Source organism: Mycobacterium sp., assembly GCF_035633495.1.
In the GTDB taxonomy this organism is placed as follows: Bacteria; Actinomycetota; Actinomycetes; order Mycobacteriales; family Mycobacteriaceae; genus Mycobacterium.
On sequence record NZ_DASQEU010000153.1, the window covers coordinates 1 to 13,497 of the forward strand.

Genomic DNA, 13,497 nt, shown 5'->3' on the forward strand with positions numbered 1-13,497 from the left:
AGACCGTTGGCCGCACGGCCGACCGCGACTCGGATCAATCGGAGGACGACATGGCAAGCGCCGTGGTCAATTCACTTCCGGAGTCGGAGTGGCTGCTGATCCAAGAGACCGCGCCGTCGGCTCTCGCCGAACTCGACGAAGACGAACTTCTCGACGTGCACAACCGGGTGCGGCGGGCACGGACCAAGTACGTCACCAACTACCGCCACCAGGGCAGCGCCCGCGTGGCGGCAGTGGGCGGACGGGGCAAGGCGCACGCCCAGAACACCCAGGCCCGCGATCGTGCCGAGGTGTTCGAGATCGCACTCGCCCGGGTCAGTACGGCGCTGTCGGCCGCTGCCCGACGCAGTGCGGCCGACCTCAAGGCCGAAAGGATCGCTGCGGCCCGGGGCGAACCGCTCGAAGGCGCAGGCGAATCCGCGGCCGTTCCGCCCAAGCCGCGGTCGAAGGCAGCACCGAACACCCGGCGAGGTGACCGCGACCTGGTGTCACCCCGCAGCCTGAAGAAGGGCGCCGGCTCGCGGGCGCAGGGCGCGCGGCGGCAGGCGAAGAAGGACGCGCGCAGCGGTTGACGTCCTGGGACGGCAGTCCGTCACCGCGCGGTGTCGCGGTGACTGATGCTGTGGCACAGTGGGTTTCATGCTGTTGATCACGGGCCCCACCGGCAACGTCGGTCAGGAGCTCGTCGACCTCCTGACCGAAGCGCCAGGTACGACGCCATGGCGCGTCGCCAGCCGCCACCCCGGGACGTCGAGGACTGGGGACGGTGAGGGGCGACCCGACGTCATCGAGATGGACTTCTTCGATTCCGCGACGTGGCCGCCGGCGCTGGCGGACGTCGAGACGTTGTTCCTCCTGTTTCCCTTGCCCGGCAATCGTGCCGCGCGCACGGCCATCATCCCGTTCCTCGAAGCTGCCGAACGTTCCGGTTGCCGTCACGTGGTGTACGTCTCGGTCTTCGGTGCCGACCGGGCGCGCTTCATCCCGCACTACAAGGTGGAGGCAGCGCTGCGGCAGAGTTCGATGACGTGGACGGTGCTGCGATGCGGTTTCTTCATGCAGAACCTTCACCGGGCGATCTCGACCCACGGCACCGACATCGTCGAGCGCAATGAGCTGTTCATCCCCGCAGGTCGGGGGCTGACCACGTTCCTCGACGCCCGCGATGCCGCCGACGTGGCGGCATCCGTGATGCGAGCCCCCGCCGAACACCGCAATGCCGTCTACCATCTGACCGGCCCGGCCGCGCTGAGCATGGAAGAGGTCGCCACCGCGTTGACGGCGACGCTGGGTCGACCGGTGCGCTACACCCGCCCCGGACTCATTCGCTTCGCGGCACGACTGGCGCGCCGCCACGTGGGATTGGACACCATCGGTTTCATGTCGGCGGTGTACACCCTGACCCGGTTCGGCCAGAACCAGCCGCTCACCGACGACGTGCAGCAACTCCTGGGCCGACCGCCCCGCACCCTCGTTGAGTTCCTCGAGGATTCGGCCTGGCGCTGGCGCGAGAAGGCGTGGACCTGACCTTAAAGCCCTTCCACGAGAGGGGCTTTCAGGTGTCCGTGCGTACGCCGTCGAGGACGAGGTCGATCACTCCCTCCAGCCACGCACCCGTCGGGTCGGCGTGCTCGAGCAGGATGCGGTGGACGATGGCACCAACGGCGACGAAGACGACCATTCGCGGGTCGACGACCCCGGCGACGGCTTCATGGTTTCGACCGTGGTCATGATTCACGCAACTCGGCGTTGAAGGCCCGCATCGATTCGATCAGTGCGTTCAGCACGCGGTGGGCAATCGTCAGTTCCGCGGCGGTGAAGTCGTCCATGGCGGTCTCCGCGTGTCGCCCCAGGGGTGTGAAGAAGGATCTGGCGACGGCGCTGCCGTGATCGGCATAGCGCAGCAGCACTTTCCGCCGATCAGAGGGATGGGGAGCCCGAATCAGGTGCCCCGATTCGACCATCCGGTCCACCAGGTAGGTGATCGCGGCACCGGACACGCCGACGCGCTGACCCAGCTGGCTCTGGCTCAGCGGATCGCCGTCACTCTCCGCCACCATGACGTGCAAGAGTGCGCGGAAGTCATTGGCACTCAAATCATGTTGTGCACAGAACACGCGCCCGAGCTCGTCCGACACGGCGGACAGGCCCTGTACGTCGGACACGATCAGTGCCTCGACGGCGTCGCGGGCGAGAGGCGGAGGGCGGTTCACGTCACTTTTCCTTAAGTTGATTAATCGTTAATGATCTTAATATACTCTGACTCATGGATCTCTGGGATCGATTCTCCGCCGTCGTGACCGCTCGGTGGTCGTGGGCGATCACGTTGCTGATCGCCGTGGCGGCCGGTGCGTTGATGGCCCTCGCCGGCGAGAACTCCGCTGCCGATCAGTCGCCAGTTCCGGTGCCGGCCTCCGCCGAGTCGGCCCGCGTGGCCGCGCTCATCAAGGAGTTCCCCTCGGGTGACAAGGCGCCGGTCATCCTGGTGGCGTCCCGCACCGACGGCGCAGCCTTGTCGCCGGCCGACCTGGCCGCCGTCGACGTCGCTCGGCAGCGAGTGTTGGAAAGCGCCGGACTGCCCGCGGGTCCGCCGGCGTCCACCTCTCAGGACGGAGTCGTCGCGCTGGCCCCGGTCCCCATTGCGGCCGACCTCTCCGGCTTCGACCTCGCCGACACCGTCAAGGGCTTGCGCACGGCGGCGAACGACGATGCGCCGCCGGATCTTCGGCTGCAGATCACAGGCGGCCCGGCATTCGGTGCCGACATCGCCGACTCCTTCTCCGGGGCCAACTTCACCCTGCTCGCGGTCACCGCGACGGTCGTGGCCCTGCTGTTGATCATCACCTACCGCTCGCCGATCCTGTGGCTGGTCCCGCTCACGGTCATCGCCATTGCGGACCGGACGGCCACCGTACTCGGCGGCGCGGTCACCGACCTGACGGGTCTGGCTGCGGATGGCTCGACCACCGGCATCACCAGCGTGCTCGTCTTCGGCGCGGGCACCAACTATGCGCTGCTTCTGATTTCGAGATACCGCGAGGAACTGGCGAAGACTCCGCACCACCGCGACGCATTGCGCACGGCAGTACACAACGCCGGTCCGGCGATTCTTGCCAGCAACGCCACCGTGGTCCTCGCGCTGCTCACCTTGTTGCTGGCCGTCGTGCCGTCAACCCGCAGCCTCGGCGCGCAGGCGGCGTGCGGCCTGTTGGTCGCCGCCGTGTTCGTGCTGGGTGCCCTGCCACCGCTGCTGGCGCTGTTCGGCGCCCGGTTGTTCTGGCCCTTCATCCCCCGCCGAGGAGGCGAACATGCGGCGGAGGAGTTCGGCGCGTGGTACCGCGTGGCGGCATGGGTCAGTAACCACGCCGGGAGGGTCGCGGCGGTCTCGCTGACGGTGCTGGCCGTGCTGTGCACCGGTTTGCTCGACACCCCCGTCGGACTCTCCCAGACCGAACAGTTCCGCGTGAAGGCCGAATCGGTGACCGCCTACGACACACTGGCCGCGCACTTCCCCAGCGGGCTCACCGCCCCCACCACGGTGATCGGCCGCACTGACCGCGCGGGCGAAGTCCAACGGGCGATCGACGCCACACCGGGTGTCGTGTCGGCCACCGAGGCCGGCCAGTCCGACACCGGGCTGACCCAGTTCTCGGTGGTGATCGACGCGGCACCCGCCTCCGGCGCGGCATTCGAGGTCATCGATGCGCTCCGCGGATCGGTCCGCGACGCCGACGACGACGCGCTCGTCGGCGGGCCGGATGCGCAGGCGCTCGACGCCCGCGACGCCGCGCAGCGCGACCAGCGCGTCGTCATCCCCGCCATCCTCGCCGTCGTGCTGCTGGTGCTGTACGTGCTACTCCGGGCGGCGCTCGCACCGGTGGTCCTGGTCGCCGTGACGGTGCTCAGCGCCTTGGCGGCACTGGGCCTCGGCGGCTGGGTGAGCGTGCACGTCTTCGGCTTTCCCGCCCTGGACAACACCACCCCGCTGTTCGCCATCCTGTTCCTCGTCGCACTCGGCGTGGACTACACCATCTTCCTGGTCACGCGGGCGCGCGAGGAGACCCACGTGCACGGCACCCGCGAGGGCATCGTGCGTGCAGTTTCGGCCACGGGTGGAGTGATCACCAGCGCGGGCATCGTGTTGGCCGCGGTGTTCGCCGTTCTCGGCGTGCTGCCGCTGATCGTGCTCACCCAGATCGGCATCATCGTCGGGCTCGGCATCCTCCTGGACACCTTCCTGGTGCGAACGGTGATCATCCCCGCTCTCTTCACCCTCATCGGGCCTCGCATCTGGTGGCCGGCCCGCGTCGACCCGACGGTACGACCCACCGAGTCAAGGAGCAGTGTCGCGTGAGTAACACCGAAGTCGGTGCAGGAGAACGTCCGTCGACCGCGAAGGCGTGGCGCTGGGTCGCCGCAGTGCTTTCGCTCAGCCAGCTCGCGACACCACCGGTCATCACTCGGCTGTTCGGCGACTTCCTGTCGTCAGGGGCCACCAACGAAGCGCTGATCACGCCCGCCGGGTGGGCGTTCTCCATGTGGGGGTTGATCACTCTGCTGTCCGCGATCACCTCCGTCGCGGTGCTGCGGGTTGGGCTGGGGGCGCCATGGGAGACCCGGGCGCTGGTCGGGGCCTCGGTGGCGTTCGCCGGTTTCAGCACCTGGCTGATCATCGCCGCCCAGGACTGGCTGTGGCTCACCGTCGCCGTGTTCGCGATCATGGTCGCCGCGCTTATCGACGTCATGCGCCTGCTGGTGCGCCATGCCGAGGACCTGAACTGCCCGGTCTGGCTGCGTCGGTTGGCCACGCTGACATTCGGTCTCTACCTCGGCTGGAGCAGTGTGGCGGTCTTCGTGAACGTCGCCGCGGCATTGATTCATTCGGGCGCCTCGGCTACCGGAATCGGTTGGCAAGCAGCGGTTCTGGTGGCCGCCACGGCAGCCGCGATCGTCCTCACCGCTAAGCTATACGGCACCCCGGGTTACGTGGCGGCAGCATTGTGGGCGCTGGTCGCCGCAGCGATCGGCGCCGCGGACCGCGGATCGGCACTGCTCGCCGGCGCATCCGCGGTCGCCGCCATCCTCGTCGTCGTGGCGGCGATCTGGTTCGGCACGCGCCGCCGTCGGACGTGACCCGGGCGCATTGACTCAGCCCAACGACGGCCGCCCGGACCGGCAGACGACGTCGGTGCCGAGCGCAGCGAACAGCAGCGCCCCCACTCCTCCGCTCACCAACGAGTAGGTCGACACCCTCCCGCGGGCGAACTCGACGAACGTCGAGGCCGCGTCTACCGTGTCGATGATCACGCCGAGTCGCGCGACAGTCGTCAACTGCTCGCCGTCGGCGGTCAGCAGGCTGCCGGCCAGGACGAGTTCACGCGAACCGAACAGCCGTGTCACCCATCCGTGGGCGCGCTCCGGGTCGACGCCGAAGACGCGGGCCGTCAGGCGCGGCGACGTCAGGGACAGCGCGCCGACGACGAACCTGAGCCCACCGAGTATCTTCCGAGAAGAAGTATCATTCATGGGCGTGACCATGCCGCCGAGACGCTGCCAGCGACATACCGGGACATTGCCAAGTGCTGCCCGCCTTCGGCGAAGTCTCTCGCGTCAAACGGGTCGAAACCATGACGTCCGCGTCAACTGTGACTGCGCGGGATTCAGCGGGGTCATTCTATGCTCGACATCCGCTCGACTACCGCGGCCGCGAAGGAGTCCCGATGACCCGCGTCGCGATGCTTGCCCTCGCGTCCCCACGCCGCGTGGTGGCCATGGCTGCGTTCCTCGCTCTCGCGGCGGCGATGATCGGGCTCACTACGCCTGACCGCTTGTCGGCCGGGGGGTTCGAAGATCCGGGATCAGAGTCGGCGCGCGCCAATGCGCTCCTGGCGAGCGGCTTCGACCGCGGCAACCTGCAGATCGTGTTCGCCGTCACCGACGACCGCGGCGCACTCGACGGGCGGGCCCGTGCCGAAGGCATGCGCCTGACCGACCAGCTCCGCGCCTCGCCCTGGGTGTCCGACGTGACCTCGGCGTGGACCGCGCCGCCATCCGCCGCCGCCAGCCTGATCAGCACCGACGCCACGACGGGCCTGGTAATCGCCGGCATCGTCGGCGACGACACCACGGCGCAGCGCCACGCCGAGGAATTGCAGAAGCTGGCTGGCGACGTCCCAGGCGTCACCGTTCGCGCCGGGGGTGCCGCTGCGGCGGCCGCGCAGATCAACGCACAGACCGCGCGGGACCTGCTGATCATCGAGTTGGTGGCCATCCCGCTGAGCTTCGTAGCGCTTACCTGGGTGTTCGGCGGACTGCTGGCCGCCACCCTGCCGCTGATGGTTGGCCTGATCGCGATAGCCGGCTCCGCGGCCGCACTGCGCGCGATCACCGCACTCACCGAGGTCTCCAGCCTGGCGCTGAACGTGAGTGTGGCCATGGCCCTTGCTCTGTCGATCGACTACACCCTGCTCATCGTGAGCCGGTTCCGCGACGAACTCGGCGACGGCGACGAGTTCCGAACCGCGTTGGTCCGCACCATGACGACCGCCGGGCGCACCGTGATGTTCTCCGCGCTGACCGTCGCCCTGTCGATGGCCGCGCTGCTGGCCTTTCCGATGATGATGCTGAAATCGTTTGCCTACGCCGGGATCAGTGCGGTCGTGTTGGGCGCCGCGGCGGCGATCGTCGTGACGCCCGCCGCGATCGCGCTGCTCGGAGTTCGGCTCGACGCCTACGACGTGCGACGTTGGCTGCGGACGCGCAGAGGCCTCCCCGCTCGACCCCCGCAGTTGCCGGTCCAGGATTCGAGGTGGTACCGCGGCGTCAAAACCGTAATGCGCCACAGTGTTCCGGCGGGTCTGGCCGTCGTCATCCTGCTCCTGCTCTTGGGCTCCCCGTTCTTGCACGCACGCTGGGGTTTCCCCGACGACCGCGTGCTGCCGTCGTCGGCGTCCGCGCGCCAGGTCGGGGACGTCCTGCGCACCGACTTCGCCGCCGATCCCGCCACCGACGTGACCATCGTGATCCCGGATGCCACCGGCCTCGTCAACGCGGACTACGCCGGGTACGCCTCGACGGTGTCGCAACTGCCCGACGTTGCGTCGGTCTCCTCACCGGCTGGGACGTTCGTCGATGGGCTGGTCACGGGGCCGCCGGTGGCACCGACCGAGTCCTCCGCCCTGAGCGCGTACCTGACGGTCCGCAGCAGCGCGCCCCTCTTCTCGTCGGCCTCGGAGGACCAGCTTTCGCGCATCCACGCCGTCGCGCGCCCGGGCGGGCGGTCGGTGGCCCTCACCGGCGTGGCCCAGCTCAACCGTGACACCGCAACGGCGATCACCGCCCGGCTGCCCTGGGTGCTCGGCGCCGTCGCCGTCGTGAGCCTGGTGCTGTTATTCGCCTTGACGGGCAGCGTCGTGCTTCCGGTAAAAGCCCTTGTCTGCAATGCATTGTCGTTGACGGCCGCGTTCGGTGCGCTGGTGTGGGTGTTCCAGGACGGCAACCTGGGCGGGCTGGGCACCGCGACGACCGGCACGGTCGTCGCGGTCGTCCCGGTGCTGCTGTTCTGCGTCGCCTTCGGCCTGTCGATGGACTACGAGGTGTTCCTGCTGGCACGCATCCGCGAACACTGGTTGGCCTCTACGCGCACGCGCGCCGACAACGACGAGAGCGTCGCCCAGGGCGTGGCAAGCACCGCCCGGGTGGTCACCGCTGCCGCGGTGCTGATGGCGATCTCGTTCATCGCCGTCGCGGCCGCCGAGGTGTCGATCATCAGGATGTTCGGCGTCGGTCTCGTTCTCGCCGTCCTGATGGACGCCACGTTGGTGCGGATGATCCTGGTGCCCGCCGTGATGCGGTTGATGGGACGCGCCAACTGGTGGGCACCGGCGCCGCTGGCCCGGTGGCACCCGAGTCGTCCAGCGCAGCCACCAGGTCGTCACCGGCGACAAGCCGTAACCGTGCAGACCGGGCCGTAGCCGTGCTCAGGACGCGATCGGTACGACGACCTCGTTGCGTCGACGGAACGGCACAGTCCACGGCGGGTCGTAGAACCAGGCGACCGGGTCACCAAGCCCTTCGATTCCTTTGGACCGCAACGTCTCCGACAACTCGGCCGACCGTGCCGCCACCGCGTCCTGGCTGCGGTCCCCGCTGAACCGCAGCACGGCCACCGTCTCGGCGGGCACCTCGAGCAACCGCACCCTGTCGTCATCCGGTTCGGGCAGCGTCTCCATGGTCCACTTCGACGGCATGAAGAACCGGATGACCCAGCCCTCGTCGTCGCCGCCGGAGCGCGACACCGGAGCGGTCATCGCGATCTTCCGACCACGGGTCGAGGCCTGGCTGACCGGTGCGGTCATGGCGATCTTGCTGGCGCCGTGGTTGCGCCCGAAGATGTAACCGGCCAGCCGACGGAAACCCTCCCGCCGGGCCTGCTCCTCGTCGGCCTCGACGGTCGTCTCGGCCGCGACGCGCGGCTGGTAACGGCGGACTTCCACCGTGTCGGTCAGTCTCTCGCTGGTGTGCGCGGGTTCCTCGGTGCCGACGCGGATTCCTACGATCCCGAGTACGGACTCGGCCACCTGAGTCACCGCGTTCGTCAATTGTTTCAGCATGTCGTCAATCTACTTGTCATCGGAACCGCCGTCATTGGCCGAGCCTGCGTCCTTCTTGCTCGGTTCGTCCTTCTTGGTGGTGGCGTTGTCGTCCGACGTTGCTGCGGTCTCGGTCGATGGCTCGCTCTCGGTGGCGGTCGTGGTGTCCTTCTTCGGCGTGTTCTTCTTCGCGGTGTCCTTGGTCGCGGTGTCCTCATTGGCCGTGCCCGCGCTCCTGGCGGCCGACCGCGCGGTCGTGACGCTTCCACCGGTGCTCGACACGGCAACCGTCTGGGATTCCGCGGACGGGGCCGGCGTCGTCGAGGCTGGTGGCGTCGCGGCGTACTGGACGCCGATGTTGAAGACACCGATGGTGTAGTTGCCGGTGTTGAAGAAGCCGACGTTGCCCACGCCGACGTTGCCCACACCGACGTTGAGTTCGCCCGCATTGCCGATGCCGAAGTTGCGCATGCCGTTGTTGGACAAGCCCACGTTGTGGTTGCCGACGTTGTTTGAGCCGAAGTTGAAGCTGCCGGTGTTGGAAGTGCCGATGTTGTAGTCACCGACGTTGTTGATGCCGATGTTGAAGTTGCCCGAGTTGCCGCCACCGGTGTTGAAGTACCCGTCGTCGTCGATGCCGGTGTTGAAGTCACCGACGTTGCCGGCGCCCAGGTTCGGTGAGCCGGTGAGCAAGCTCAGTTGCAGCCCGGGCCTGGCCTGGGCAACTGCGGCGGCCTTGAATGCGGGGTTGCCTCGGGCGGTGACGTCGGCAATGATTCTGACGGTGCGCAGGCTTGCCGAGGCGCGAGCGCGCAAGACACCGGGAACCGTGTCGGCAGCGGCAGTGGCCGGCCGACCCAGGTCGGCCGTGGGAATCCATACGCTGGTCCGTGCGGAAATGGCGGGCGCCTGAAGCGACGCGCGACCGGTCGGGTACACAGAACGCGATGAGCAACGCCGAAGTCGAACGACCCTTGCGAGCCCCACCCGCCACGGGGTACGTCTATCGCACGTCCTGGCCGGTGACGACCAGTGACATCGACGAACACCTCCACCTTCGCCTCGACGGAGTGGCCCGCTACATCCAGGAGGTCGGTGCGGAGAACCTCGTCGACGCCGGTGAAGCCGAAGCGCATCCGCACTGGATCGTCAACCGCACCGTCATCGACGTCATCGAGCCGATCGACTGGCCCAACGACGTCACTTTCAGCCGGTGGTGCTCGGCCCTCTCGACCCGGTGGTGCACCATGCGCGTCGACCTGGTCGGCAGTGAAGGTGGCCGCATCGAAACCGAGGGCTTCTGGATCTGCATGAACAAGGACACGCTGACGCCCTCTCGGGTGACCGACACCCTCATCGAACGGTTCGCGAGCACCGCTGACGAACACCGACTCAAGTGGCGCCCGTGGCTCGAGAACCCGCCCGAACTGGACCGCGTTGCTCCATTCGGCCTGCGCCGCACGGACATCGACATCTTCCAACACGTCACCAACACCGCCTACTGGCACGTCATCCACGAAGTGATGGCCCAAGAGCCAGACGTGTGCGCGGCGCCGTACCGGGCAGTCGTGGAATACCGCCGGCCGATCAGGTACGGCGAAGAGGTGACGATCGGGTACGCGCGACGCGGCCGGGAGGTGCGCATCGCGCTACACGTCGGCGACGACGTGCGCGCGGCCGCACTGCTGCGCAAGCTGTAGCATAGCCAGATTTGCCTTCGATCCTGCGAGTGCCGTGTGAAGCGACTGGCAACCACTGCGCCGCGTTTGCGTCTCATCACAGTGGGTGGCATGGTCAGTCGCAACCCGCAGCCGGGTGATCTGCGCGACAGCATTCTGCCTGCCTGAACGCAAGCCGATAGGTGTGAGCACCGACGAGTGACGGAATACGTCTACGACATGTCGGACCCCGAGCGCGACGCGCTCACGGAACAATTCCTCAGCACCAAGAAGCTAGGCTGCAACCGCTTCGCCTGCTTCGCCGTGGAGGGCACCGATCCGTTCGCCAACATCGCCCGGCAAGTCGAGCGTGAGGTTTCGAGGACTCCTGGGGCAACGACTCCGCCACCATGAAGAAGGAATACTGCCCCTACGACGAGAGCAGCGTGTTCTTCATGGTCGTCGACACCCACGACATGGTCCCGGCAGCCGTGCTTCGCATGATTCGCAACTCGTCGGTGGGCTTGGAGACGATCGTCGACCTGGACGACTCGGTCAAGTCACCGATCGCGCCGACGATGATTCCGGTGGCCGACGTGATGCGCCATCACGGAATCGACGACCTCGACCGCTGCTGGGACGGCGCCACCGCGGCCATCCCGCGCCGGTACCGCCGCAGGCTCGCGGCCACCCACGCGCAAATCATGCGCACCGTCGCCCTCGCCGCGATGCGCGAGAACATCCAGCACTTCGTCGCAGTGCTGGACGCACCCGTCGTCAGGGCCGCGCGCGACGTTCTCGGACTGCCGCTCGCACCGCTGGCGGGCACCCCCCCGTTCACCCACATGGACGCACCGAACAATCAGGCGGTGTATGCCCACGTCCCGTCGCTGCTGCACATCGCCCAACGCCGCAATCGCAAGGTGGGTCAAGAGATCCGGGACTGCTTCGGTGAGAAGACCATGCCCAGCATGGAACAGTTCGCCACAAGGTGATGTGACGTGTCGCTGACGGTGGAGCTGACCGATGTGGTACGGAAGTACCGTACTGGCGGGCACACCGTTCGCGCCCTCGACGGTGTCACACTGCAGATCAACGGCGGCGAGTTCACCTCCATCGTTGGACCGTCCGGCGCAGGCAAGAGCACGCTATTGCAACTCCTGGGCGCATTGGACTCGCCGGACGCAGGGTGGATCCGCTTCAACGGGAGCGAGATCGGCGCCATGACCGACGACCAGCAGTCGACGTTCCGCCGCCACCAGGTGGGGTTCATCTTCCAGTTCTTCAACCTCCTGCCGACCCTCACGGCATGGGAGAACGTGGCGCTTCCGATGTTGCTCGACGGGAGGAAGTTGCGTCAGGTTCGCTCGGACGCCGTACGGCTACTGAACGTCGTCGGCTTGGGCAATCGGATCGAGCATCGTCCCGCCGAACTGTCCGGCGGGCAGATGCAGCGAGTGGCCGTCGCACGCGCTCTGATGTGGATCCCCCGCTCATCCTGGCCGACGAACCGACGAGCAACCTCGATTCATCAACTGGCACAGCGATAATGGACCTCTTACGTAACGTCGCGCGCAATGACGGTGCCGCCCGTGCGGTCGTCATGGTGACGCACAACGTGGAGGCTGCGTCGCGGACCGACCGGGTCATCACGGTTCAGGATGGTGCGGTGAAGTCCGACGTCGTCCCGACGCCCGCACCCGTGGGCGGGCGACACTCCGCGGGAGTACGCGACCAGCCGACCGAGATCATTCCGACCGTGCGCAACGGCGAGTTCACCTCACACCTCCTGCTCGCGGATCCGCCACGGCGGCGCGGCAGGCATTCGGCAAACCGGTTCTGACGCAGTGCCTCTCGCCGCCTTCAGCAGGCTGAAGGTCCTGAACGTCCGTGAGCTGCGCACCCACTGGGGGCGCGCGGTGGCGTCCATCGCAGTCGTGGCGGTGTCGGCGGCACTGCTCGTCGCCGTCCTCGGCGTTTCCGGGTCGATCACCGGATCCATCGATCGCCTCGCCACCAGCATCGGCGGTGACGCCGACCTCGAGGTCTCCGGCATCACGGGCGACGGGATCGACGAATCCATGCTCGGCACCATCAGCGGTGTCGAAAACGTCAGCGCCGCAGTGCCGCTGGTACGGATGCGCATCATTGCCAATGCGCAGCCGGCACTCCTCATCGGGCTCGGCCAGAATGCCTCCGAACTGCACTCCGACCTCCAGACGGCGATCCAGGACCAGCTCGAATCGGGCTCCCCGGTGACGTCGGCGCCCAACGGCGTGATCGTCGGCGGAGGCCTCGGGGTGGCCAAGGGCACGCAATTCGACGTGGCGGGCTCGACGCAGGTGACGGCGGTGGCCGTCGTGGACGGCCCTGCCGCCCGCCGCCTGAACGACGCCCACTTCGTCATCGCGCCACTGGCTCTTGCGCAACGGATTTCGGGACGAGAGCAGCGACTCGACTCGATCCTGCTGTTCACCAACCCGCTCGCGGACGTGGCGGAGGTTCGCAGTGCGGTGACGACGGCACTCGACGGCCGGGCGGTGGTAGCCACGCCGAGTTTCCGCGCCGCACAGGCCAGTAGCTCGTTCGCCATCCTGCAGGCGATGACACTATTGGCCGCCTCGGTCTCTTTGGTGGTGGCCGCATTGCCCCGTCATCTCGACGATGCGCGCGCTCGGCGGTCGCCGGCGCACGATCATGTCCGACATGCTCGCCGAAGCTGCGCTGGTGGGCTTCCTCGGGGGCGTGATCGGATCGGTGCTCGGGATCGCGATCGGCTACCTCGCGATCGGGGAACTGCCGTCGACGATGGTGCAGACACTGGATGCCCGCCTAGAGTACGTCCTGCCGCCGTGGGTCGTGCCGCTTGCCGTCGTGGCGTGCGTCGTCGCCAGCGTGAGCGCGTCGGCGATGGCCGCGCGGCAGGTCCACGGGGTGGCTCCGATCGAGGCGTTGGCGCCCGGCGGGGCGGCGACCGCGGAGACGGGTTCGCAACGACTCAAGAGCATCGCCGGGGTTGCAGGAGCGACCCTGCTCGTTGCCACCGTAATCGTCGTCACCAGCGATCTGGGACAGCTTGCCATTGCCTCGATAGCGTTGTCGTTCATCGTGGCTGCGGCCCCACTCGGCGAGCTTCGCCGCGACACCGTCCGTACCCGGGACGCGGAGGGCGTCGACGACGCACCCGCCGACGACGACGGCGGCAACGATCATGACCGCGAGGACGACGCGCGGCCAATGCCGACGCC

The 13,497-nt window shown here is 67.8% G+C and carries 15 protein-coding genes and 1 pseudogene; 10 read left to right on the plus strand and 6 right to left on the minus strand.

The window, feature by feature from the left end; all coding sequences use genetic code 11:
* Both VET27_RS22795 and VET27_RS22800 read left to right on the plus strand, forming a co-directional pair.
* The coding region (locus VET27_RS22795) for a hypothetical protein (protein ID WP_526521876.1) at window positions 1-572 on the plus strand (572 nt) is incomplete at its 5' end.
* Between the two features lie 67 nt (window positions 573-639).
* Window positions 640-1,527: an NAD(P)H-binding protein gene (locus VET27_RS22800; protein WP_526521877.1), complete on the plus strand. Its 888-nt coding sequence runs from the start codon at window positions 640-642 to the stop codon at window positions 1,525-1,527.
* A 28-nt stretch (window positions 1,528-1,555) separates the two neighbouring features.
* On the opposite strand, the gene VET27_RS22805 is transcribed toward VET27_RS22800, so the two are convergent.
* On the minus strand, window positions 1,556-1,738 hold the full coding sequence (locus VET27_RS22805; RefSeq protein ID WP_526521878.1) for a hypothetical protein: 183 nt from the start codon (window positions 1,736-1,738) through the stop codon (window positions 1,556-1,558).
* Complete coding sequence (locus VET27_RS22810) at window positions 1,728-2,213, minus strand: MarR family winged helix-turn-helix transcriptional regulator (protein WP_526521879.1); 486 nt, start codon at window positions 2,211-2,213, stop codon at window positions 1,728-1,730. The genes VET27_RS22805 and VET27_RS22810 overlap by 11 nt, the downstream gene beginning before the upstream one ends.
* Before the next feature lie 83 nt (window positions 2,214-2,296).
* On the opposite strand from VET27_RS22810, the gene VET27_RS22815 reads away from it, so the two are divergent.
* A complete protein-coding gene (locus VET27_RS22815; protein ID WP_526521890.1) occupies window positions 2,297-4,354 on the plus strand; it encodes an MMPL family transporter in 2,058 nt (685 codons plus the stop codon).
* Entirely contained in the window at window positions 4,351-5,133 is a 783-nt protein-coding gene (locus VET27_RS22820; RefSeq protein WP_526521880.1) for a TspO-related membrane protein, read from the plus strand. Before VET27_RS22815 ends, VET27_RS22820 begins: the two co-directional genes overlap by 4 nt.
* A 15-nt stretch (window positions 5,134-5,148) precedes the next feature.
* On the opposite strand, the gene VET27_RS22825 is transcribed toward VET27_RS22820, so the two are convergent.
* On the minus strand, window positions 5,149-5,526 hold the full coding sequence (locus VET27_RS22825) for a hypothetical protein (protein ID WP_526521881.1): 378 nt from the start codon (window positions 5,524-5,526) through the stop codon (window positions 5,149-5,151).
* A gap of 194 nt (window positions 5,527-5,720) precedes the next feature.
* On the opposite strand from VET27_RS22825, the gene VET27_RS22830 reads away from it, so the two are divergent.
* The gene (locus VET27_RS22830) at window positions 5,721-7,973 is read left to right on the plus strand and encodes an MMPL family transporter (RefSeq protein WP_526521882.1); all 2,253 of its coding nucleotides are present in this window, start codon (window positions 5,721-5,723) and stop codon (window positions 7,971-7,973) included.
* 6 nt (window positions 7,974-7,979) lie between these two features.
* On the opposite strand, the gene VET27_RS22835 is transcribed toward VET27_RS22830, so the two are convergent.
* Entirely contained in the window at window positions 7,980-8,612 is a 633-nt protein-coding gene (locus tag VET27_RS22835; RefSeq protein WP_526521883.1) for a heme-binding protein, read from the minus strand.
* Window positions 8,613-8,621: 9 nt separating this feature from the next.
* Window positions 8,622-9,407, minus strand: coding sequence for a pentapeptide repeat-containing protein (locus VET27_RS22840; RefSeq protein ID WP_526521884.1), 786 nt, complete (start codon window positions 9,405-9,407; stop codon window positions 8,622-8,624).
* Between the two features lie 131 nt (window positions 9,408-9,538).
* Between VET27_RS22840 and VET27_RS22845 the strand changes: the two genes are divergently transcribed.
* The 4 genes and pseudogenes from VET27_RS22845 to VET27_RS22860 form a co-directional block, all read left to right on the plus strand.
* The gene (locus tag VET27_RS22845) at window positions 9,539-10,291 is read left to right on the plus strand and encodes an acyl-[acyl-carrier-protein] thioesterase (RefSeq protein ID WP_526521885.1); all 753 of its coding nucleotides are present in this window, start codon (window positions 9,539-9,541) and stop codon (window positions 10,289-10,291) included.
* A gap of 177 nt (window positions 10,292-10,468) precedes the next feature.
* Window positions 10,469-10,663, plus strand: coding sequence for a hypothetical protein (locus VET27_RS22850; protein WP_526521886.1), 195 nt, complete (start codon window positions 10,469-10,471; stop codon window positions 10,661-10,663).
* Window positions 10,660-11,244 (plus strand): hypothetical protein, encoded by a 585-nt coding sequence (locus tag VET27_RS22855; protein WP_526521887.1) that lies wholly within the window; start codon window positions 10,660-10,662, stop codon window positions 11,242-11,244. The genes VET27_RS22850 and VET27_RS22855 overlap by 4 nt, the downstream gene beginning before the upstream one ends.
* Before the next feature lie 12 nt (window positions 11,245-11,256).
* Window positions 11,257-11,936: pseudogene (locus tag VET27_RS22860) on the plus strand (ABC transporter ATP-binding protein); the annotation flags it as partial.
* 93 nt (window positions 11,937-12,029) lie between these two features.
* Here VET27_RS22860 and VET27_RS22865 read toward each other — a convergent pair.
* Window positions 12,030-12,656, minus strand: coding sequence for a hypothetical protein (locus VET27_RS22865; protein WP_526521888.1), 627 nt, complete (start codon window positions 12,654-12,656; stop codon window positions 12,030-12,032).
* 299 nt (window positions 12,657-12,955) lie between these two features.
* Between VET27_RS22865 and VET27_RS22870 the strand changes: the two genes are divergently transcribed.
* Window positions 12,956-13,497: FtsX-like permease family protein (locus VET27_RS22870; RefSeq protein WP_526521889.1), on the plus strand; the 542-nt coding region annotated here is incomplete at its 3' end.

What these genes read in the sequence shown, in the direction of transcription:
- VET27_RS22830 (WP_526521882.1), top strand. Translation starts at nt 5,721, where the DNA reads ATGACCCGCGTCGCGATGCTTGCCCTCGCGTCCCCACGCCGCGTGGTG.
- VET27_RS22835 (WP_526521883.1), bottom strand. Translation starts at nt 8,612, where the DNA reads ATGCTGAAACAATTGACGAACGCGGTGACTCAGGTGGCCGAGTCCGTA.
- VET27_RS22845 (WP_526521885.1), top strand. Translation starts at nt 9,539, where the DNA reads ATGAGCAACGCCGAAGTCGAACGACCCTTGCGAGCCCCACCCGCCACG.
- VET27_RS22855 (WP_526521887.1), top strand. Translation starts at nt 10,660, where the DNA reads ATGAAGAAGGAATACTGCCCCTACGACGAGAGCAGCGTGTTCTTCATG.
- VET27_RS22825 (WP_526521881.1), bottom strand. Translation starts at nt 5,526, where the DNA reads ATGAATGATACTTCTTCTCGGAAGATACTCGGTGGGCTCAGGTTCGTC.
- VET27_RS22800 (WP_526521877.1), top strand. Translation starts at nt 640, where the DNA reads ATGCTGTTGATCACGGGCCCCACCGGCAACGTCGGTCAGGAGCTCGTC.
- VET27_RS22865 (WP_526521888.1), bottom strand. Translation starts at nt 12,656, where the DNA reads ATGACGAAGTGGGCGTCGTTCAGGCGGCGGGCGGCAGGGCCGTCCACG.